Here is a 15,268-nt window from a genome sequence, read left to right as displayed (position 1 = left end):
TTGAAATTTGAAGTTAATCAATACGATAAAAGGCAATCCTGTTCTTAAGGTTTTTTCCCTTAATTCTCTTAGTGTAGGAGTAAGGTTAGCAGGTGGTGTAATAACTTCAAAAATCATTGCACAATTTCTTGGTCCGGCAGGACTTGCACTTATAGGTAATTTAAGAAATGTACTTTCCATAACCGATTCGGTTTCTACGCTTGGTTTTCAAAACGGTATTGTTAAGTATGTCGCTCAGCACCAAAAAAATGAAACAAAACTAAAAGAAATTTTAAGTACTGTTTTTTTTATTTTACTGGGAGTAGTTGCTATACTAAGTATTGCTGTTTTTTTTGGTGCCGGTTATTTTAGCGAGGTGTTTTTTAAAGATACAGCTTATAAATGGGTTTTTAAAATGATAGCTTTTGCTATGCCATGGTATGCCGGGAATATATTTTTAATTTCTGTTTTAAACGGTTTAGGTAATTATAAAAAAGTAATAAAGGTTAATATTTTAGGTAATATTTGTGCTGTATTACTTTCAGCTATTCTTATTATTTATCATCAGCTAAACGGCGCTTTGATAGCTGTAGCGCTTAGCCCGGCATTGCTATTAATTTTTTCCTTTATTATGTTAAGAAGAGAGATATCTCTCACAATATTTATAAGGAGATCTTTTTTTAGGGCTATAATGCTTAAAAATCTCTTTTATTACAGCTTAATGACGCTGGTTACGGTAGTTACGGGTTCATTGGTTACATTATATATAAGAAACCTTATAATTGATTTATACGGTGAAACACAAGGAGGGTACTGGGAAGCGGTTAACCGCTTCTCGTCATATTATCTTATGTTTATTACTACTTTACTAACGGTTTATTTTTTACCAAAACTAAGTGCGGCAATAACCAATAAAGAGACCAAAACCGTGTTTCACAGCTATTATAAAACCGTAATCCCACTTTTTGGTGCAGGGTTGTTTTTAATTTTTGTTTTGAAGTATGTAATTATTAAGGTTCTTTTAAGTGATGAGTTTTTACCCGTTGGTTCTCTTTTTAAATGGCAGTTAGCGGGCGATTTTTTAAAGGCCTGTTCCATTATTTTGGGATACGAATTTTTTGCCAAGAAAATGACAAAAGCATTTATAGCAACAGAGGTCTTTTCGTTTGTAACCCTGTATTTATCTGCAACATACTTTATAAAGCAGTATGGGGCAGAAGGTGCAGTTATCGCTCATGCTTTTACGTATGCTTTATACTTACTACTCTTATTAATGATTTTTAGGAAGAAACTTATTTAGAGATTCCAAGCCTTAAGATACTTTTCTGCAATCTTAATATAGTTATGTTCTTTCTCTATAAAAGATCTGGCTCTTAGGCTTATCGCTTTTATTTCATTTGGATTTTCAATAAGGTAAGATAGTTCGTTAACAATTGCTTTTGTATCAGGTAGCGCATTTATGGCTACTCTTTCTTTAAGATTGTATTGTTGTGTAAACTCGGTTTCTGCGCCGGTAAAAACTACTTTTCCTTTAGCCATTGCCTCTAGGGCGTTATATCCCTGGTCATAACCATAAGTTTGATCGAGTAGTATATGAGCCCTGTCATATAGTTTAATATATTGGTTATAAGGTACATTTTCTGTAATTATAATCTCTACTTTGTTACTGTATTTGTCCTTTATTACAGTAAGAGCGTCTTCAAAAAAGTTAATTCCTTTTTTTATATAGCTCAATCGGTTAATCCCTAAAAAAACAACAATCTTATCTGTTATATCCGGTTGATTATATGTTATGGTATCCGTATTTATAGGGTTAGGTATAAAATGGGTTTTATATCCCATTGCTTTCATGGGGACTTCATAATCCAGATCAGAAGTAATAAGGCAAACAGAATTATTTTTTACCCATTCAAAAAGCTTTTTATAATTGGGTTTAACATATTTTAGAGAGTATTTAAAATAGCTTTGCGGAGCTTTTTTTTCCAGAAATGGGGTAAGGATGGAATATTTAAGTTCTCCGCTAAGGCAATAATCTATAATTGGTGTATCATCTCCACAAATTAACAAGCTCATTTGCCTGTTTTGTGATAAAAGCTTCTTGTATAGTTGTAAGGACTGCTTAGGCTGTACTTCAATAGCGTCAGAGTTAATTAGCTGAATGTGGTCAAACCCTCTTAGTTTGGGTAACAGTTTTTTAAAGCGATATTTTTTTTCGGTTTCCTCTAAATTATAATCTGTTAATTTGTGTACAAGATTTTTAAATTTTCTAAAAAACCAGTAGTTGCTAAAAAGCTTAGGGTATATTGAATAGTCAGTATTGAATTTTTTAAAACTATCACCTGTGCCTACTATGATTACTTCATGACCTAAAGCGGTTAAACCTTCTTTTAAAGAATTGTGGAGCCTGCTATATTCGCCAAGTAAAAGTATTTTCATTAGTGAGTAGGGAAATTTTTATATTTGTGTAAATATATAAACAATTGCAGGAAGGATTTAAAAAAACGGATATTGAAATTTTGGTTTCTACCATGAATAGAAGTACTCTAGACTTTTTAAAACCAATGTTTCCTGTTCATTTCTCTGATTATTCAATATTGATTATAAACCAAACAACCCAAGGTAATTTGTTGCAGTCAGGTTATCCGGGTGTTAGGGTAATTAATTCTTTTGAAAAAGGATTAAGTAAAAGCCGAAATTTGGCGCTTCAAAATGCAGAAAATAAACTCATTTTACTTACCGATGATGATGTTGAATTTACACCAGACTTTGATGAGAATATTGTAAAAGCATTTAATAATGGTTGTGAAGATTTTGCCGCTATACAATTTTGTGCTGAAGATAAAGAGCGAAACAGGTTAAAAAGTTACCCCTCAAAAAATAAAGCTCTGTCATATCTAAATATTCTTTCGGCCATGTCAATAGAACTGGTGTATAATAAAGAAAAAATACTGGGTTCTAAATTAAGGTTTGATGAGAACTTTGGATTAGGTGCTGCTTTTCCCTTGGGAGAAGAGCATATTTTTTTAGGTGATTTAAAAAGAGCCGGTTATAAACTGGGTTTTTACAAAGAATACATTGTAAGGCACAGTAATGATAAAAACAGTGATAAAATACCATTTAAAAAGTGGTATGAAACTTTAGGTTCTTATTATAAAAGAATGTTTCCCGGTAGTTATTTGTTGTGGATTTTTATTTATTTTGGATTCAATATAAAACAGGGAAAACTATCTTTTTTTAAGGTGCCTTTTGCATTTAGTTATTTTATAAAAGGCAAAAACAGTTATTTACAAACAAAATGAATACAAATAGTACCATAAACGATTTACAGATAATTTCATTACCCCGAATTGAGGATAGGAGAGGTAACCTTTCGGTAATAGAAAAGGATATTATACCTTTTGAATTTAAAAGAGTTTATTATTTGTATGATGTTCCCGGTGGAGCTGAAAGGGGAGGGCATGCCCATAAAAACCTGCAACAGTTTTTAATAGCGCTTAGCGGTAGCTTTGAGGTTGTATTACACGATGGAAAAGATGAAAAGACTGTAACTCTTAATATTCCTAATAAGGGATTATTACTACCTAAAGGAATATGGCGTGAGCTCAAAAACTTTTCATCGGGGGCAGTATGCTTGGTAATAGCTTCAGAAGTATATCTTGAAGATGATTATATACGCGATTTTGATGAGTTTGTTAAGTTTAAAATGGTTTAGTTGTAAATATCAAAGTGAATGTTTGACTTTTTGAGCTTTTGTTTTAACCAATAAAAAAACATTAATAACGGTTTAGGTAAGCGCAGTAATACAGCACTTTTATTAGATATATTTTTTTTATTAGCTATAGAGTTATAATAAAAACGAAATGTTTTTTTATCTCCTGCAAGTTTATGTTTTAAGGCATAAGATGCCCTGTATAAATCAAGGAATTTTTGTAAAGATTTATTTGTTTTTTCTTCGTCCTTAAATTTATCGAGTTTAGCAAATACCCTTTTAAGTGTTTGGGTATGTGATACTCTGTTTCCGCCCTCAAGTCTATAGGTAGCCGTAATAGTATCATTATAAGCAATAGGGTATTTTAGTGCTATACGGGTCCACATATCAGTATCTTCACCGGCGCCCAGTGTAATGTTGTTGTCAAAATTACCTATACTGTCAAAAACCTTTTTTTTAACAGCAACAGCTGTAGTCCATATTAAGCGATACTTGAGGCTTGATTTAAAAAAGTCGTTTACAATACCTACATATGCTTTGTCAATGTCATTAAATAGAGTGTTTTCTATATATCCGTCAGGATGTAAAAACTCATAATTTGTGGTAACTGCACCTGCCTTTGGGAAAGCTTTGCAAAGCTCATAAAGTACTTTAAGATGATTAGGGTACCAGTAATCATCGGCATCTAGAAAAGCAATATAAGTTCCTGTTGCTTTTTCAATCCCCAGATTTCGGGCTTGAGAAACACCTCTGTTTTCTGTTTTTATATAAATCAGTCTTTCATCTGTAACCGAAAGTATTTCACTTTCACTATCATCTCTAGATCCGTCATTAATAACAATAAGCTCAAAATCCTCAAAACTTTGTTTAAGTGCGCTAAGCAAAGTTGCTTTTATGTCGGTTTGTTTATTGTATACCGGTATGACTACAGAGAAATAAGGCATGTATCAATTTTTTAGAGAACAAATATAACCAAGCCTGTATAAATCAAGGTAAAAAAGGTTAGGGTTGCTGTTTAATATTTTTCTTTTAAGAACAGGTTCTACTATTTTGAACCCAAAAGCAACAAGGGCGTTTAACCTGTATTTTTTAAGTTTCTTGTAATGCTTTAATAAGGAATTAATGTTCTCTATCCCTTTTTTATGAAGTAAAATATCTTTTCTGGATTTTACGGCATTAAGTGATTTTTGAAAAAAGATTTCATTGCTTTCTAACCCAATATGGTAAACAGGGTTGTTTATGTGTAGTATAGTTACCTGTTTTATATAGAGGTTATAAGCAAAATAGATGTCTAATCCATATAGATTAGTTTCTCCAGAAAAATTATTTTCCAAAAATACGTGTTTGTCAATCAGTAAGTTTGCCGAAAGTATGTTGCCATAAGGATTAAGACTTCTTATTTGTGCAGATTTTGCTTCCCTTTCAATCCCGTATTTAAGTCTTAAAACAGTATTTGGTTCTTTTGGTTCGGTTTTATAAGCTATGCCTCCTAGTATTACCGCAGCCTTATTTATTACTTTAATGTAGGTAGCTATAAAATCATTGGTAACAGGAAGAACATCAGCATCTAAAAAAAGGAGTTTATCATAAAGCGCTGCCTGGGCAAGTAGTTTGCGTGATTGAGTACGCCCTAGATTAACTTCGTTCTTAATGAATTTGAAATTTAGCTGTGCGGCAACTGTTTTGTTTTTTTCTACATAAAACGTATCAGACTTGTCATCTATTACAACTATCTCAAAGGGTATACCGGCATTAATACATTGCTTGTGCAAAACCTGTAACAGATTAGTTATATCATAATTATATACAGGTATAAGTACAGATAGCATGGAGATATAAGGTTTGACTAAGCTTTAAACCGTTCGCTGTACCACTTCAAACAGGGTACCACTGTCACATTTAAGTGTTTTAGAAGGGAACTTCATTAAAAGGGCATAATCGTGTGTTGCCATAATAATGGTTTTACCGTTTTGGTTAATTTCTTTAAGCAGTTGCATAACCTCTACACTGGTTTGCGGGTCAAGGTTTCCGGTAGGTTCATCGGCAATAATAACCTCAGGGTCGTTTAGCAGTGCACGTGCCACTGCAACCCTTTGCTGCTCACCCCCAGATATTTGGTGAGGCATTTTGTATACGGCATTTTTCATTCCTACTTTATCCAGTACCTCGTTTATCTTAACGTCCATTTCCCTTTTTTCGCTCCAGCCTGTGGCCTTAAGTACAAATAAAAGGTTGTCATACACGTTTCTGTCGGGTAGGAGTTTAAAGTCCTGGAAAACGATTCCTATTTTTCTTCTCAGGTAAGGGATGTTTCTTTCTTTTAGTGTAGCAAGATCATAATCTACAAAAGTACCCTGTCCCTGTTTTAGCTTAAGGTCGCCATACAGGGTTTTCATAAAACTACTTTTACCAGACCCGGTTTTACCAATAATATAAATAAACTCTCCGGGAAAAACCTCAAGGTTTATATCGGTTATTACGGCATTGTTATCCTGATATACATTTACGTTTTTTAACGATAATACGGGTTGGGACATAGTCTTAGTAGGTTTATTTGGTAAAAGTAATAAAGTAAACGGTTTTATTCAAAAAATTATTCTGTAAGGCGGTTGTAATTTAACCTTTTTTATGCTTTTGAGGTTTTTATTAAACTAATACTAAATCTATCTTAAAAACCGTTTAATAGAATAAGAATTGATATATTTGGCTACCCATAAAATAAAAAAACCAATATGCGCAGACTAAACAGGTTACTATTATTTTCAGTACCGTTATGTGCCCTTAGCCTATCGGCACAACAATCTAAAATTTACACACACAACCTAAAAGACTTTGATAAGGCAGTAACGCTGTATGGTGAAAAGCAATACCAGGCTGCACAAATTCTTTTTGAGAAAACCAAAACCGAAAACAAGGAAATGGAAGTGCAGGCCGACTGTGCTTACTATATAGCAAACTGTGCCATAAGACTGGAGCAAATGAATGCCGATATGCTTATGGAAAACTTTGTGGAAGACTACCCAACCAGCACTAAGCAAAACCAGGCTTATGTTGAGGTGGCTGGCTACTACTTTAATCAGGGGAAATACCCACAGGCCTTAAAGTGGTATGATAAGGTAGACGAAGCTTCTATGTCAAATACTGAGAGGGAAAGGTATAACTTCCAGAAGGGGTACAGTTATTTTAATGCAGGCGATAAAAAGCAGGCCGAAAAATACCTGAACAAAGTAATAAACTCTAAGGAATTTGGCTCTCAGGCTAAATATTACTTAGGTTACCTTGCTTACGAAAGCGATAATTATAAAGGTGCTAATGAGTATTTTGATCAGGTAGAAGATCAGGATGAGTACAAAGAGAAAATGTCCTACTTCCAAGCTGATATGAACTTTAAGCTGGGTAATTTCCAAAAAGCAATTGATTTAGGCGAGCCACAACTTGCCAAATCTAATACTATGGAAAAATCAGAGCTAAATAAAATTATAGGGGAGAGTTACTTTAACCTTAAAAAGTATGATAAGGCTATCCCTTACCTAAACGAATATAAAGGTAAACGTGGTAAGTGGAACAATACCGATTATTATCAGTTGGGTTACGCTTACTACAAGCAGGGTGATTATGAAAACGCCATTGCCCAGTTTAATAAAATTATTGAAGGTAACGACTTTGTGGCACAAAATGCTTACTACCATTTAGGAGAAAGTTACCTGAAAACCGATAAAAAACAACAGGCGCTTAATGCATTCAAAAATGCATCGGAGATGGATTATGATTTAAAAATCCAGGAAGATGCTTACCTAAACTATGCAAAGCTGAGTTATGAGATAGGTAACCCGTACCAAAGCGTGCCGGAAGTGCTTAAAGGATTTATGGATAAATATCCGCAAACACCATTTAAGCAGGAAGTTCAGGGATTACTTATCGACTCTTATATTACTTCTAAAAACTACAAAGAGGCTTTAAGCTTACTGGAGAAAAACAAATCTCCAGAAAACAGACTGGCGTACCAAAAAGTAGCTTTTTACAGAGGTCTTGAATTATATACAGACGGTAGCTACCATGATGCACTTGATTTGTTTAAAAAATCGATTGCCGAACAGCGTGATGCTAGGTTTACGGCAAGGGCAACATTTTGGAAAGCAGAAACTGAGTATGTACTTGGGCTGTTTAACGAATCGCTTTTAAGCTTTAAGCAGTTTACAGGTTTTGACGAGGCAAAATCAACTCCGGAGTATAAGCATATAAACTATAACTTAGGGTATACCTACTTTAAGCTGAAGGAATATGAAAAGGCAGCTGAGTTTTTCCAGAAATATGTAGAGACCGCTAAAGACGACAGAGTAAGACTTAACGATGCGTACCTGCGCCTTGGTGACAGTTACTTTGTTTCTACAAAATACTGGCCGGCTATGGAGGCCTATAATAAGGCTATTGATATGAAAGGTATTGATGCCGATTATGCTTTCTTTCAAAAAGGAATTAGCTACGGTTTTGTAGGCAGGAATGAAAGGAAGATTGAAGATTTAACCAAATTCGTACAATCGTATCCTAAATCAAAATATGCCGATGATGCCCTGTATGAGTTGGGTAATACTTATGTTACAGAAAACAATACCACAAAGGCATTACAAACGTACGACAGGCTAATAGCTGAGTATAAAACCAGTTCATATGTATCTAAAGCCATGATGCGTCAGGCGCTTATATATTACAATGCGAAAAACGATAAGCAGGCACTTGATAAATTCAAGAAAGTAGTTGCCGACTTCCCTAATACGCCAGAGGCTATGGAGGCTGTTAGTACAGCACGTCTTATTTATGTGGATAGCGGAAGAACTGAGGAGTATGCAGCATGGGTAAAAACACTTGACTTTGTTGATGTAAGTGATGCCGATCTTGATAATACTGCTTTTGAGGCTGCCGAAAAACAATACCTGCAAAACAATACTAAAGGTGCTATATCGGGACTAACAAGTTATTTGGCACAGTTCCCTAACGGTATATCGGCGCTTAAAGCTAATTTCTATCTGGCGCAATCGTATTTTACAGAGAAGTTAGAAAACAATGCCGTGCCACACTATGAGTATGTAATTGGTAAATCAAGAAATGAGTTTACCGAATCATCTTTGGCTAGGCTTGCAGAAATACACTTAAAGAATAAAAATTATGAGAAAGCCCTTCCGGTACTGAAAAGACTGGAGGCAGAGGCCGACTTCCCGCAAAATGTAACGTTTGCACAGTCTAACCTTATGAAGTGTTACTATGATCAAAAAGATTATGCCAATGCAGTGGTATATGCAGAGAAGGTTATGGCTAATACTAAAACAGAAGACAGGGTTAAGAGTGATGCGCAAATTATTATAGCGCGTTCGGCCATTAAAACTAACGATGAAGCAAAAGCAAAAACGGCTTATGCTAAACTGCTAACCATTGCAAAGGGTGAGCTTGCAGCAGAGGCGTTGTATTATGATGCTTACTTTAAGAACAAGGAAGGGAAATATGAGGCTTCAAATGCAGCAGTGCAAAAGCTTTCTAAAGACTATTCGGGTTATAAATATTTTGGAGCCAAAGCTCTTGTGGTAATGGCTAAAAACTTCTATGGCTTAAAAGACAGTTTCCAGGCAACATACATACTGGAGAGTGTGGTCAAGAACTTTAAAGACTACCCTGATGTGGTTGAGGAAGCTCAGGCAGAGCTTAAAAAGATTAAAGATGAAGAAGCAAAAACCAATTCATCTATCCAAAACTAAGTATAACCCAAGCCTCTTAAAATTTAGTTATGACAATCAAATTTCAATATAAAATAGCTTTTGTTTTAGCCCTGGCAGGGTTTCATGCTGCCACGGCCCAAAAGAAAGACGAGAATATAGGGACCGAAGTGGTAAACGTAGTAAAACCATATACCCCTACTATTTCAGATGCTTTTAAAGTAAAAGAAACTCCGGTTGTGGAGGACGACGATAATGCGCAGAAAAAGGAAATAGAATACAACATATTCTCTTTTCCGGTAGCCTCTACATTTACACCTGCAAAGGGTAAGGCAGCAGGGGTTAAAAGAGCGAAAAGAGAATCGCTTTATAATAATTATGCCACTCTTGGTGCAGGGAACTACGGTACTGTTAATGCCGAACTTTTTGTAACCGAAAACCTAAACCGTAACGAGTATGTAGGCGGTATGTTGCGCCACCTTTCCTCACAGGGAGGTATAAAAGATGTGGTACTTGATGATAAGTACTACGACACATCGCTTGATTTAACTTATGGTAACAGGCAAAAGGCCTATAGCTGGAATGCCGATTTGGGCTACCATAATCAGGTGTACAACTGGTACGGTTTACCGTTGGAATACCAAACTTTTACAGACGAGTATATAGCGACTATAGATCCGCAGCAAACCTACCATACGTTTTATGTGGGTGGTAAGGTAGCTGCTGAAGACAGTTTCTTTAGAGATGCTACAGTACAGTACAAACGTTTTTGGGATGCATTCAATTCGGCAGAAAACCGTTTTTATGTAAAACCGTCACTGGATATAGATGTGCTTGACGAAAAGATAAAAGTAGATTTTATTGCTGATTATGTAGGTGGTAACTTTGAAGAGAACGGCCTGTATTCGGCTATAGACTATAATTACTTCAACGTAGGTATTCAGCCAAGTGTGTTGTTCCAAAGAGATGATCTTTCGGTACAGCTTGGAGCCGGATTGTTTTACAGTATGGGTAAGCTAATGGGAGAAAGCGATAATAAGTTTTATGTATATCCGCAGGTTAAGGCTTCTTACAAAGTAGTGGGCGATTTAATGATTGCCTATGCCGGTGCCGAAGGAACACTAAAACAAAATTCGTATGCTGATTTTGTAGAACAAAATCATTTTATGATGCCAAATCTTATCGTTGCACCAACAGATCAGCAGTATGACATCTATGTTGGTTTAAAAGGTAAGTTGGCAAGCAATGTGGCTTATAATATTCGCGGATCATATAAAAATGAAGACAACAGGGCTTTCTTTGCAAACTATAATCCTGCTCTTGTACCACAACCACAACCTGCTGTTGAGGTTCCTGCTTATGCAAACGGTAACTCTTTTGGGCTGGTTTATGATAAAATGCAAACCGTTAGTTTCTTTGGGGAACTTAAAGCCGATTTCTCTAAAAGCGTAAGCTTTGGCGTAAACGGTACTTTTAGTAGCTACTCTATGGAAAATCTTCAGGAAGCATGGAATCTTCCGGCTATACAAATAGGTGCTGACCTGGATGTTGATATTACCGAAAAATGGTATGCCGGTGCTAATGTTTTCTTTGTAGGTGAAAGAAAAGATTTTGTAGCGGTTAACAATCCTGATTTTGTTGATCCTTTAGCTACAGAAGCTGTTGTTACACTGGATAGTTATTTTGATGCTAATGCTCATGTGGGGTATAAGTACAGTGAAAGGTTAACAGGTTTCTTAAAACTGAATAACATTGCCAGCCAAAATTACCAGCGTTGGGTAAACTACCCGGTACAGGGCTTCCAGTTCCTTGTGGGAGCTTCTTACAAGTTTAATTTCTAAGATTTATTTAAATAATAGTACATACAAAGCTATACAGGTATAAAATCCTGTGTAGCTTTGTCTTTTTATATAAGATTTTATGCAGTCATTAAAAATTAAAGTGCTTGCTTATTACAGGCAGCAGGTTCAGGATAAAGAAGACGCTTTTAGGGATATGATAGATGCCCTTACAGAAGGAGCTGCTAACGATGCTAAAGGTTCAGCTGGCGATAAGCATGAAACAGCCCTTTCCATGATGCACCTGGAGCAGGAAAAGCTAAATCATAAACTAAAGGAGATACTGGAGCAAAAATCAGTATTAGATAAAATTGAGACCGATGCGGTTTCATCAAAAATTATATTAGGCAGTTTGGTAAAAGCAAATAATATGTATTTGTTTTTAAGTACGGCGCTGCCAAAAATTGTGGTTGAAGGGACTACCGTTTTTGCCCTGTCGCCACAATCTCCGTTAGGTAGTAAATTGCTTGGTGGAGAACAAGGGTTTGAAGTTGAGGTTAATAACACAAAATATATTGTTGAAGAATTCGTTTAATTTGTAAATAAGGGATTGTTAAACTTTAAATTTCCTGTTTATGAAAAACATTTTCTTTCTTTCTGCGTGCTTCTTTTTTTCTCTGTTGTGTTTTGGTCAAAACGGAGAGTTTGTCAAAAACGATAACGGACTTATTTACTCTGGTAAGGCTATGGGAGAGTTGCGGCATATCGTAGATTCCCTTAATCTTAAATTTAAGGTTTGTGAGAATAAGGAGTTTTATTCCAAAAAACAAAGTAGTGCAACCTGTATTAGTCTTAAAGGGGAAAAGTCCCGTTTAGCAAGTAAGGACATTGATGGAGGGATATCATATAAGGACTTTATCGAAAAATATCCGGATGCAGTAGTTAAAGGTGAATATGTGTTTGCTGTTTATAAATATAAAGATTATAAAGAAAGAGAAAAGATTAGTTTTGATTTTATAACTTATGATTGGAGAGATACTCCGTATTATGAAACATTAGCTGAAAATTTTAAGGAACAGCAATGGTATTATCTTTATCATGAAAAAAGTGAGTATAGCGAGGAAGAGTTAACGGTTTATTACTTACATCGAAAGATGGAAAGCACATCCCTCCCAGAAAAGTATTCACGTAAAGTTCAATATTCTGAATGTCTTGTAGATACTACTGCTCAGGTGTTTTTTGAAAATGCAAATGACGACATGTTTCCCAGTTATGATCCAAAAAGTAAAGTATTCACTTTTCTTTCTTATATGAAGTTGAAAAAGTGGAAGTGTGATTGGGAAAAGAAAATTGAGTTGTTTAATGAGGATGAAAAAGCGCAAAAACTGTTTAATGAGGCGCTGGATATAACACTAAAAGGGGATGAAAGGGCAAGTGATGAATTTGAGGGATATGTTACTCATTTTGACTCACCTCAAAAAGCACTCTTTCTTAAACGAAGCAGAAAGGTTGTTGGACAATGTAGTATGGACAGAAGTCCGCGTTACCATGCTCTTCACATTGCCGAACTCGCAGGAGAAACAGCTACATGGGAAATATTTTTACGGGCTCACTTAGATATAATGAACGACAGGTTTAACAGAATGAGTGATGGTAGTTATGCACAGGCCGAACGGCAAACCTATATTAAGGAACTGGAAGAGCTTGATATTAATGTGCCTGATTTATTATTGGGTATTTGTTTAAGAGTGGAAAATCCTTCGCAAAACCATTACTATGGCAGTATAAGTAGGGTAGGCAGGGCGCTGTCGGAATCTAAAGAGAGGGTAGTTTTTGAGCAGACTATGCTTAATATGGTTAAATATAGTGAACTTGACGATTATAATAGGATGCTTATATATTGCCTTTTTGTAAATTATAATCATTTTATCAGTGATGAGGCTGTCAGGTTGGCCAGTAAAGAGAAGTTAAAAGAAGCAATAGTTACTTTGCCTGATTATCTTAAAAACAATATTGAAATTAAATAAATAGTAAAAAAGCCACCTGTAGAGGTGGCTTTTTTAATTTGTAAGCAAAAAGGGGCTGTTTTTTCTGTTTTACTTTTAAAATGTATTTAATTATTTATTTTTTGTTTTAAAGTGTAATCTTTAAGTTGTTATATGTTTTTAAATTGAAAGTTAAAATTCAAATTTGTCTTATAAAAAATAACCAAAAGGGTTAAAATGAGATAAAATTTAAATACTATGTGCGGAATTTTAGCAATCATCGGAAGAGGGAAAGATGAAGCCCTTGTTAAGCAGTTGTCAAAAAGAATGTCCCATAGAGGACCGGACGAAAGTGACCTGCATGTAACAGAGAAAGGGCATATTTTAAGTCATGAACGTTTATCAATTATTGATTTAACAACGGGTAAACAGCCAATACAGGGTACTAATAATGCCTGGATGGTGCATAATGGAGAAATATACAATCATCAGGAACTTAGGGATACGGTGCTAAAAAGCCATACGTTCAGAACACATTCTGACTCAGAAGTGATAGTACACCTGTATGAAGAGTTTGGTAATGAGTTTTGCCATTTACTGGATGGTATGTTTGCCTTTGTGGTTATAAAAGGAGATGAGTTTATTGCCGGGCGTGATCCGCTTGGGGTAAAACCATTGTATTACGGACTGGATGAAAGGGGACGCATATACTTTGCTTCCGAAATGAAAGCATTGGCAGACCAGTGTAAAACATTTTCAACGTTTCCGCCGGGGCATTACTATACGCCGGAAACAGGATTTGTGAAATACTACAAACCACAATGGGAAGATGCTGCAACAGCCGTGGAAGAAGTAGATTTAGAAGCTTTAAGAGAAGGACTTACACAGGCAGTTGATAAAAGACTGATGAGTGATGTACCGGTAGGGGTGTTGCTAAGTGGTGGGCTGGACTCTTCCTTAACATCATCTATCGCATCAAGGCTCGCAAAACAAAGAGGGCAGGAGTTGCATTCGTTCTCAATAGGGCTTGATGCTGCCGCACCCGATGTGGTGGCTGGCCGTAAGGTCGCTCAGTTTTTAGATACAAAGCATCATGAAATATATTTTACCATTGAGCAGGGAATAGCCGTACTGGATAAACTGATATGGCATCTTGAAACTTACGATGTAACTTCGGTAAGGGCAAGTACGCCTATGTATTTCCTTTCTGAGGCCATTACGCAAAAAGGCATAAAAGTCGTGCTTTCAGGTGAAGGAGCTGATGAGGTTTTTGGAGGTTACCTGTACTTCCGTAATGCACCAACCGAAAAAGATTTCCAGAAAGAACTTATAGATAGGGTGCAAAAGCTGTTTACAGCCGATTTGCTGAGGGCAGACAAGTCGACCATGGCTCACGGTCTCGAGGCGAGAGTTCCGTTCTTAGATAAGCAGTTTTTAGAAGTGGCTATGAAAATCAAACCACAGGAAAAACAGCCTAAAACCTACTGCGGAGTTGAGAAATATATTTTAAGAAAAGCGTTTGATACGCCACAAGAGCCTTACCTGCCCGATGAAGTGTTGTGGAGGCAAAAAGAACAGTTTTCAGACGGGGTAGGTTACAGTTGGATAGATACGCTTATTGAGTATTGTGCCTCGCAGGTTAGTGATGCAGAGATGGAAAAGGCCGAAGAGCGTTTCCCGTACAATACCCCGGCAACAAAAGAAGCTTATTATTACAGGTCGGTTTTCCATAAGCACTTTCCACAAAGGAGTGCGGCGCAAACCGTAAGAAAATGGATACCTAAATGGCAGGAAAATACCGATCCCAGCGGTAGGGCTAATGCGGCTCACGTAATGGCCGATACGGCTATTGCACAGGCTAGGGTTGAGGTGTGATAACGTTGTGTTTTTTGGAATTTTTAGTTTGTTTGTTTATTAAAAACACCATGAAGCAATGCATGGTGTTTTTTGTGTTTAAACGGGTTGCTTTTTAGCTTGTTAAATGGTTATTTTATGGGTTTAGGGAGTGTATTGCGGTTTATTTACATTAAAAATCAAAATTTAATAAATTGTTAATAACTTAGTTGCTAAAAGCGGGCTTTTGGTAGTAATATAGGTTGCGTTTTCATATAT

At 35.9% G+C, this 15,268-nt stretch carries 12 protein-coding genes; 8 read left to right on the top strand and 4 right to left on the bottom strand.

Annotation, left to right across the window (positions count from 1 at the left end; genetic code table 11):
• Positions 1-7: 7 nt before the first annotated feature.
• Positions 8-1,279: an O-antigen translocase gene (locus tag GN157_RS09815; protein WP_157483240.1), complete on the top strand. Its 1,272-nt coding sequence runs from the start codon at positions 8-10 to the stop codon at positions 1,277-1,279.
• Here the strand turns inward: GN157_RS09815 and GN157_RS09810 are convergent.
• The gene (locus GN157_RS09810) at positions 1,276-2,415 is read right to left on the bottom strand and encodes a glycosyltransferase (RefSeq protein WP_157483239.1); all 1,140 of its coding nucleotides are present in this window, start codon (positions 2,413-2,415) and stop codon (positions 1,276-1,278) included. The two genes, GN157_RS09815 and GN157_RS09810, sit on opposite strands and share 4 nt — an antisense overlap.
• A 92-nt stretch (positions 2,416-2,507) precedes the next feature.
• On the opposite strand from GN157_RS09810, the gene GN157_RS09805 reads away from it, so the two are divergent.
• Both GN157_RS09805 and GN157_RS09800 read left to right on the top strand, forming a co-directional pair.
• Positions 2,508-3,278 carry a glycosyltransferase family 2 protein gene (locus GN157_RS09805; protein ID WP_157483238.1) on the top strand — a complete coding sequence of 257 codons (771 nt, stop codon included), beginning with the start codon at positions 2,508-2,510 and terminating at the stop codon, positions 3,276-3,278.
• On the top strand, positions 3,275-3,691 hold the full coding sequence (locus tag GN157_RS09800) for a sugar 3,4-ketoisomerase (RefSeq protein WP_157483237.1): 417 nt from the start codon (positions 3,275-3,277) through the stop codon (positions 3,689-3,691). Before GN157_RS09805 ends, GN157_RS09800 begins: the two co-directional genes overlap by 4 nt.
• On the opposite strand, the gene GN157_RS09795 is transcribed toward GN157_RS09800, so the two are convergent.
• Genes GN157_RS09795 through GN157_RS09785 form a run of 3 tightly spaced genes read right to left on the bottom strand, consistent with a single transcriptional unit; the run spans position 3,688 to position 6,225 of the window.
• Positions 3,688-4,632 (bottom strand): glycosyltransferase family 2 protein, encoded by a 945-nt coding sequence (locus tag GN157_RS09795; protein WP_157483236.1) that lies wholly within the window; start codon positions 4,630-4,632, stop codon positions 3,688-3,690. The two genes, GN157_RS09800 and GN157_RS09795, sit on opposite strands and share 4 nt — an antisense overlap.
• Before the next feature lie 3 nt (positions 4,633-4,635).
• Positions 4,636-5,517 carry a glycosyltransferase family 2 protein gene (locus GN157_RS09790; RefSeq protein WP_157483235.1) on the bottom strand — a complete coding sequence of 294 codons (882 nt, stop codon included), beginning with the start codon at positions 5,515-5,517 and terminating at the stop codon, positions 4,636-4,638.
• 24 nt (positions 5,518-5,541) lie between these two features.
• Positions 5,542-6,225, bottom strand: coding sequence for a cell division ATP-binding protein FtsE (locus GN157_RS09785; protein WP_157483234.1), 684 nt, complete (start codon positions 6,223-6,225; stop codon positions 5,542-5,544).
• A 195-nt stretch (positions 6,226-6,420) separates the two neighbouring features.
• Between GN157_RS09785 and GN157_RS09780 the strand changes: the two genes are divergently transcribed.
• The 5 genes from GN157_RS09780 to asnB all read left to right on the top strand — a co-directional run bounded on the left by GN157_RS09780 (position 6,421) and on the right by asnB (position 15,031).
• Positions 6,421-9,435 carry a tetratricopeptide repeat protein gene (locus GN157_RS09780; protein WP_157483233.1) on the top strand — a complete coding sequence of 1,005 codons (3,015 nt, stop codon included), beginning with the start codon at positions 6,421-6,423 and terminating at the stop codon, positions 9,433-9,435.
• 29 nt (positions 9,436-9,464) lie between these two features.
• A complete protein-coding gene (locus tag GN157_RS09775; RefSeq protein WP_157483232.1) occupies positions 9,465-11,234 on the top strand; it encodes a TonB-dependent receptor in 1,770 nt (589 codons plus the stop codon).
• 79 nt (positions 11,235-11,313) lie between these two features.
• Entirely contained in the window at positions 11,314-11,766 is a 453-nt protein-coding gene (locus GN157_RS09770) for a hypothetical protein (RefSeq protein WP_157483231.1), read from the top strand.
• Between the two features lie 40 nt (positions 11,767-11,806).
• On the top strand, positions 11,807-13,198 hold the full coding sequence (locus GN157_RS09765) for a hypothetical protein (protein ID WP_157483230.1): 1,392 nt from the start codon (positions 11,807-11,809) through the stop codon (positions 13,196-13,198).
• Positions 13,199-13,414: 216 nt separating this feature from the next.
• A complete protein-coding gene (gene asnB, locus GN157_RS09760) occupies positions 13,415-15,031 on the top strand; it encodes an asparagine synthase B (RefSeq protein WP_157483229.1) in 1,617 nt (538 codons plus the stop codon).
• Positions 15,032-15,268 lie beyond the last annotated feature (237 nt).

Source organism: Flavobacterium rakeshii (assembly GCF_009741375.1).
Lineage (GTDB): Bacteria > Bacteroidota > Bacteroidia > Flavobacteriales > Flavobacteriaceae > Flavobacterium > Flavobacterium rakeshii.
This window is presented reverse-complemented; position numbering and strand designations above follow the sequence as displayed.

Excerpts from the sequence above, each read along its gene's own strand:
- GN157_RS09810 (WP_157483239.1), bottom strand. The coding sequence starts at position 2,415 with ATGAAAATACTTTTACTTGGCGAATATAGCAGGCTCCACAATTCTTTA.
- GN157_RS09805 (WP_157483238.1), top strand. The coding sequence starts at position 2,508 with ATGAATAGAAGTACTCTAGACTTTTTAAAACCAATGTTTCCTGTTCAT.
- GN157_RS09800 (WP_157483237.1), top strand. The coding sequence starts at position 3,275 with ATGAATACAAATAGTACCATAAACGATTTACAGATAATTTCATTACCC.
- GN157_RS09795 (WP_157483236.1), bottom strand. The coding sequence starts at position 4,632 with ATGCCTTATTTCTCTGTAGTCATACCGGTATACAATAAACAAACCGAC.
- GN157_RS09790 (WP_157483235.1), bottom strand. The coding sequence starts at position 5,517 with ATGCTATCTGTACTTATACCTGTATATAATTATGATATAACTAATCTG.
- GN157_RS09785 (WP_157483234.1), bottom strand. The coding sequence starts at position 6,225 with ATGTCCCAACCCGTATTATCGTTAAAAAACGTAAATGTATATCAGGAT.
- GN157_RS09780 (WP_157483233.1), top strand. The coding sequence starts at position 6,421 with ATGCGCAGACTAAACAGGTTACTATTATTTTCAGTACCGTTATGTGCC.
- GN157_RS09775 (WP_157483232.1), top strand. The coding sequence starts at position 9,465 with ATGACAATCAAATTTCAATATAAAATAGCTTTTGTTTTAGCCCTGGCA.
- GN157_RS09770 (WP_157483231.1), top strand. The coding sequence starts at position 11,314 with ATGCAGTCATTAAAAATTAAAGTGCTTGCTTATTACAGGCAGCAGGTT.
- GN157_RS09765 (WP_157483230.1), top strand. The coding sequence starts at position 11,807 with ATGAAAAACATTTTCTTTCTTTCTGCGTGCTTCTTTTTTTCTCTGTTG.
- asnB (WP_157483229.1), top strand. The coding sequence starts at position 13,415 with ATGTGCGGAATTTTAGCAATCATCGGAAGAGGGAAAGATGAAGCCCTT.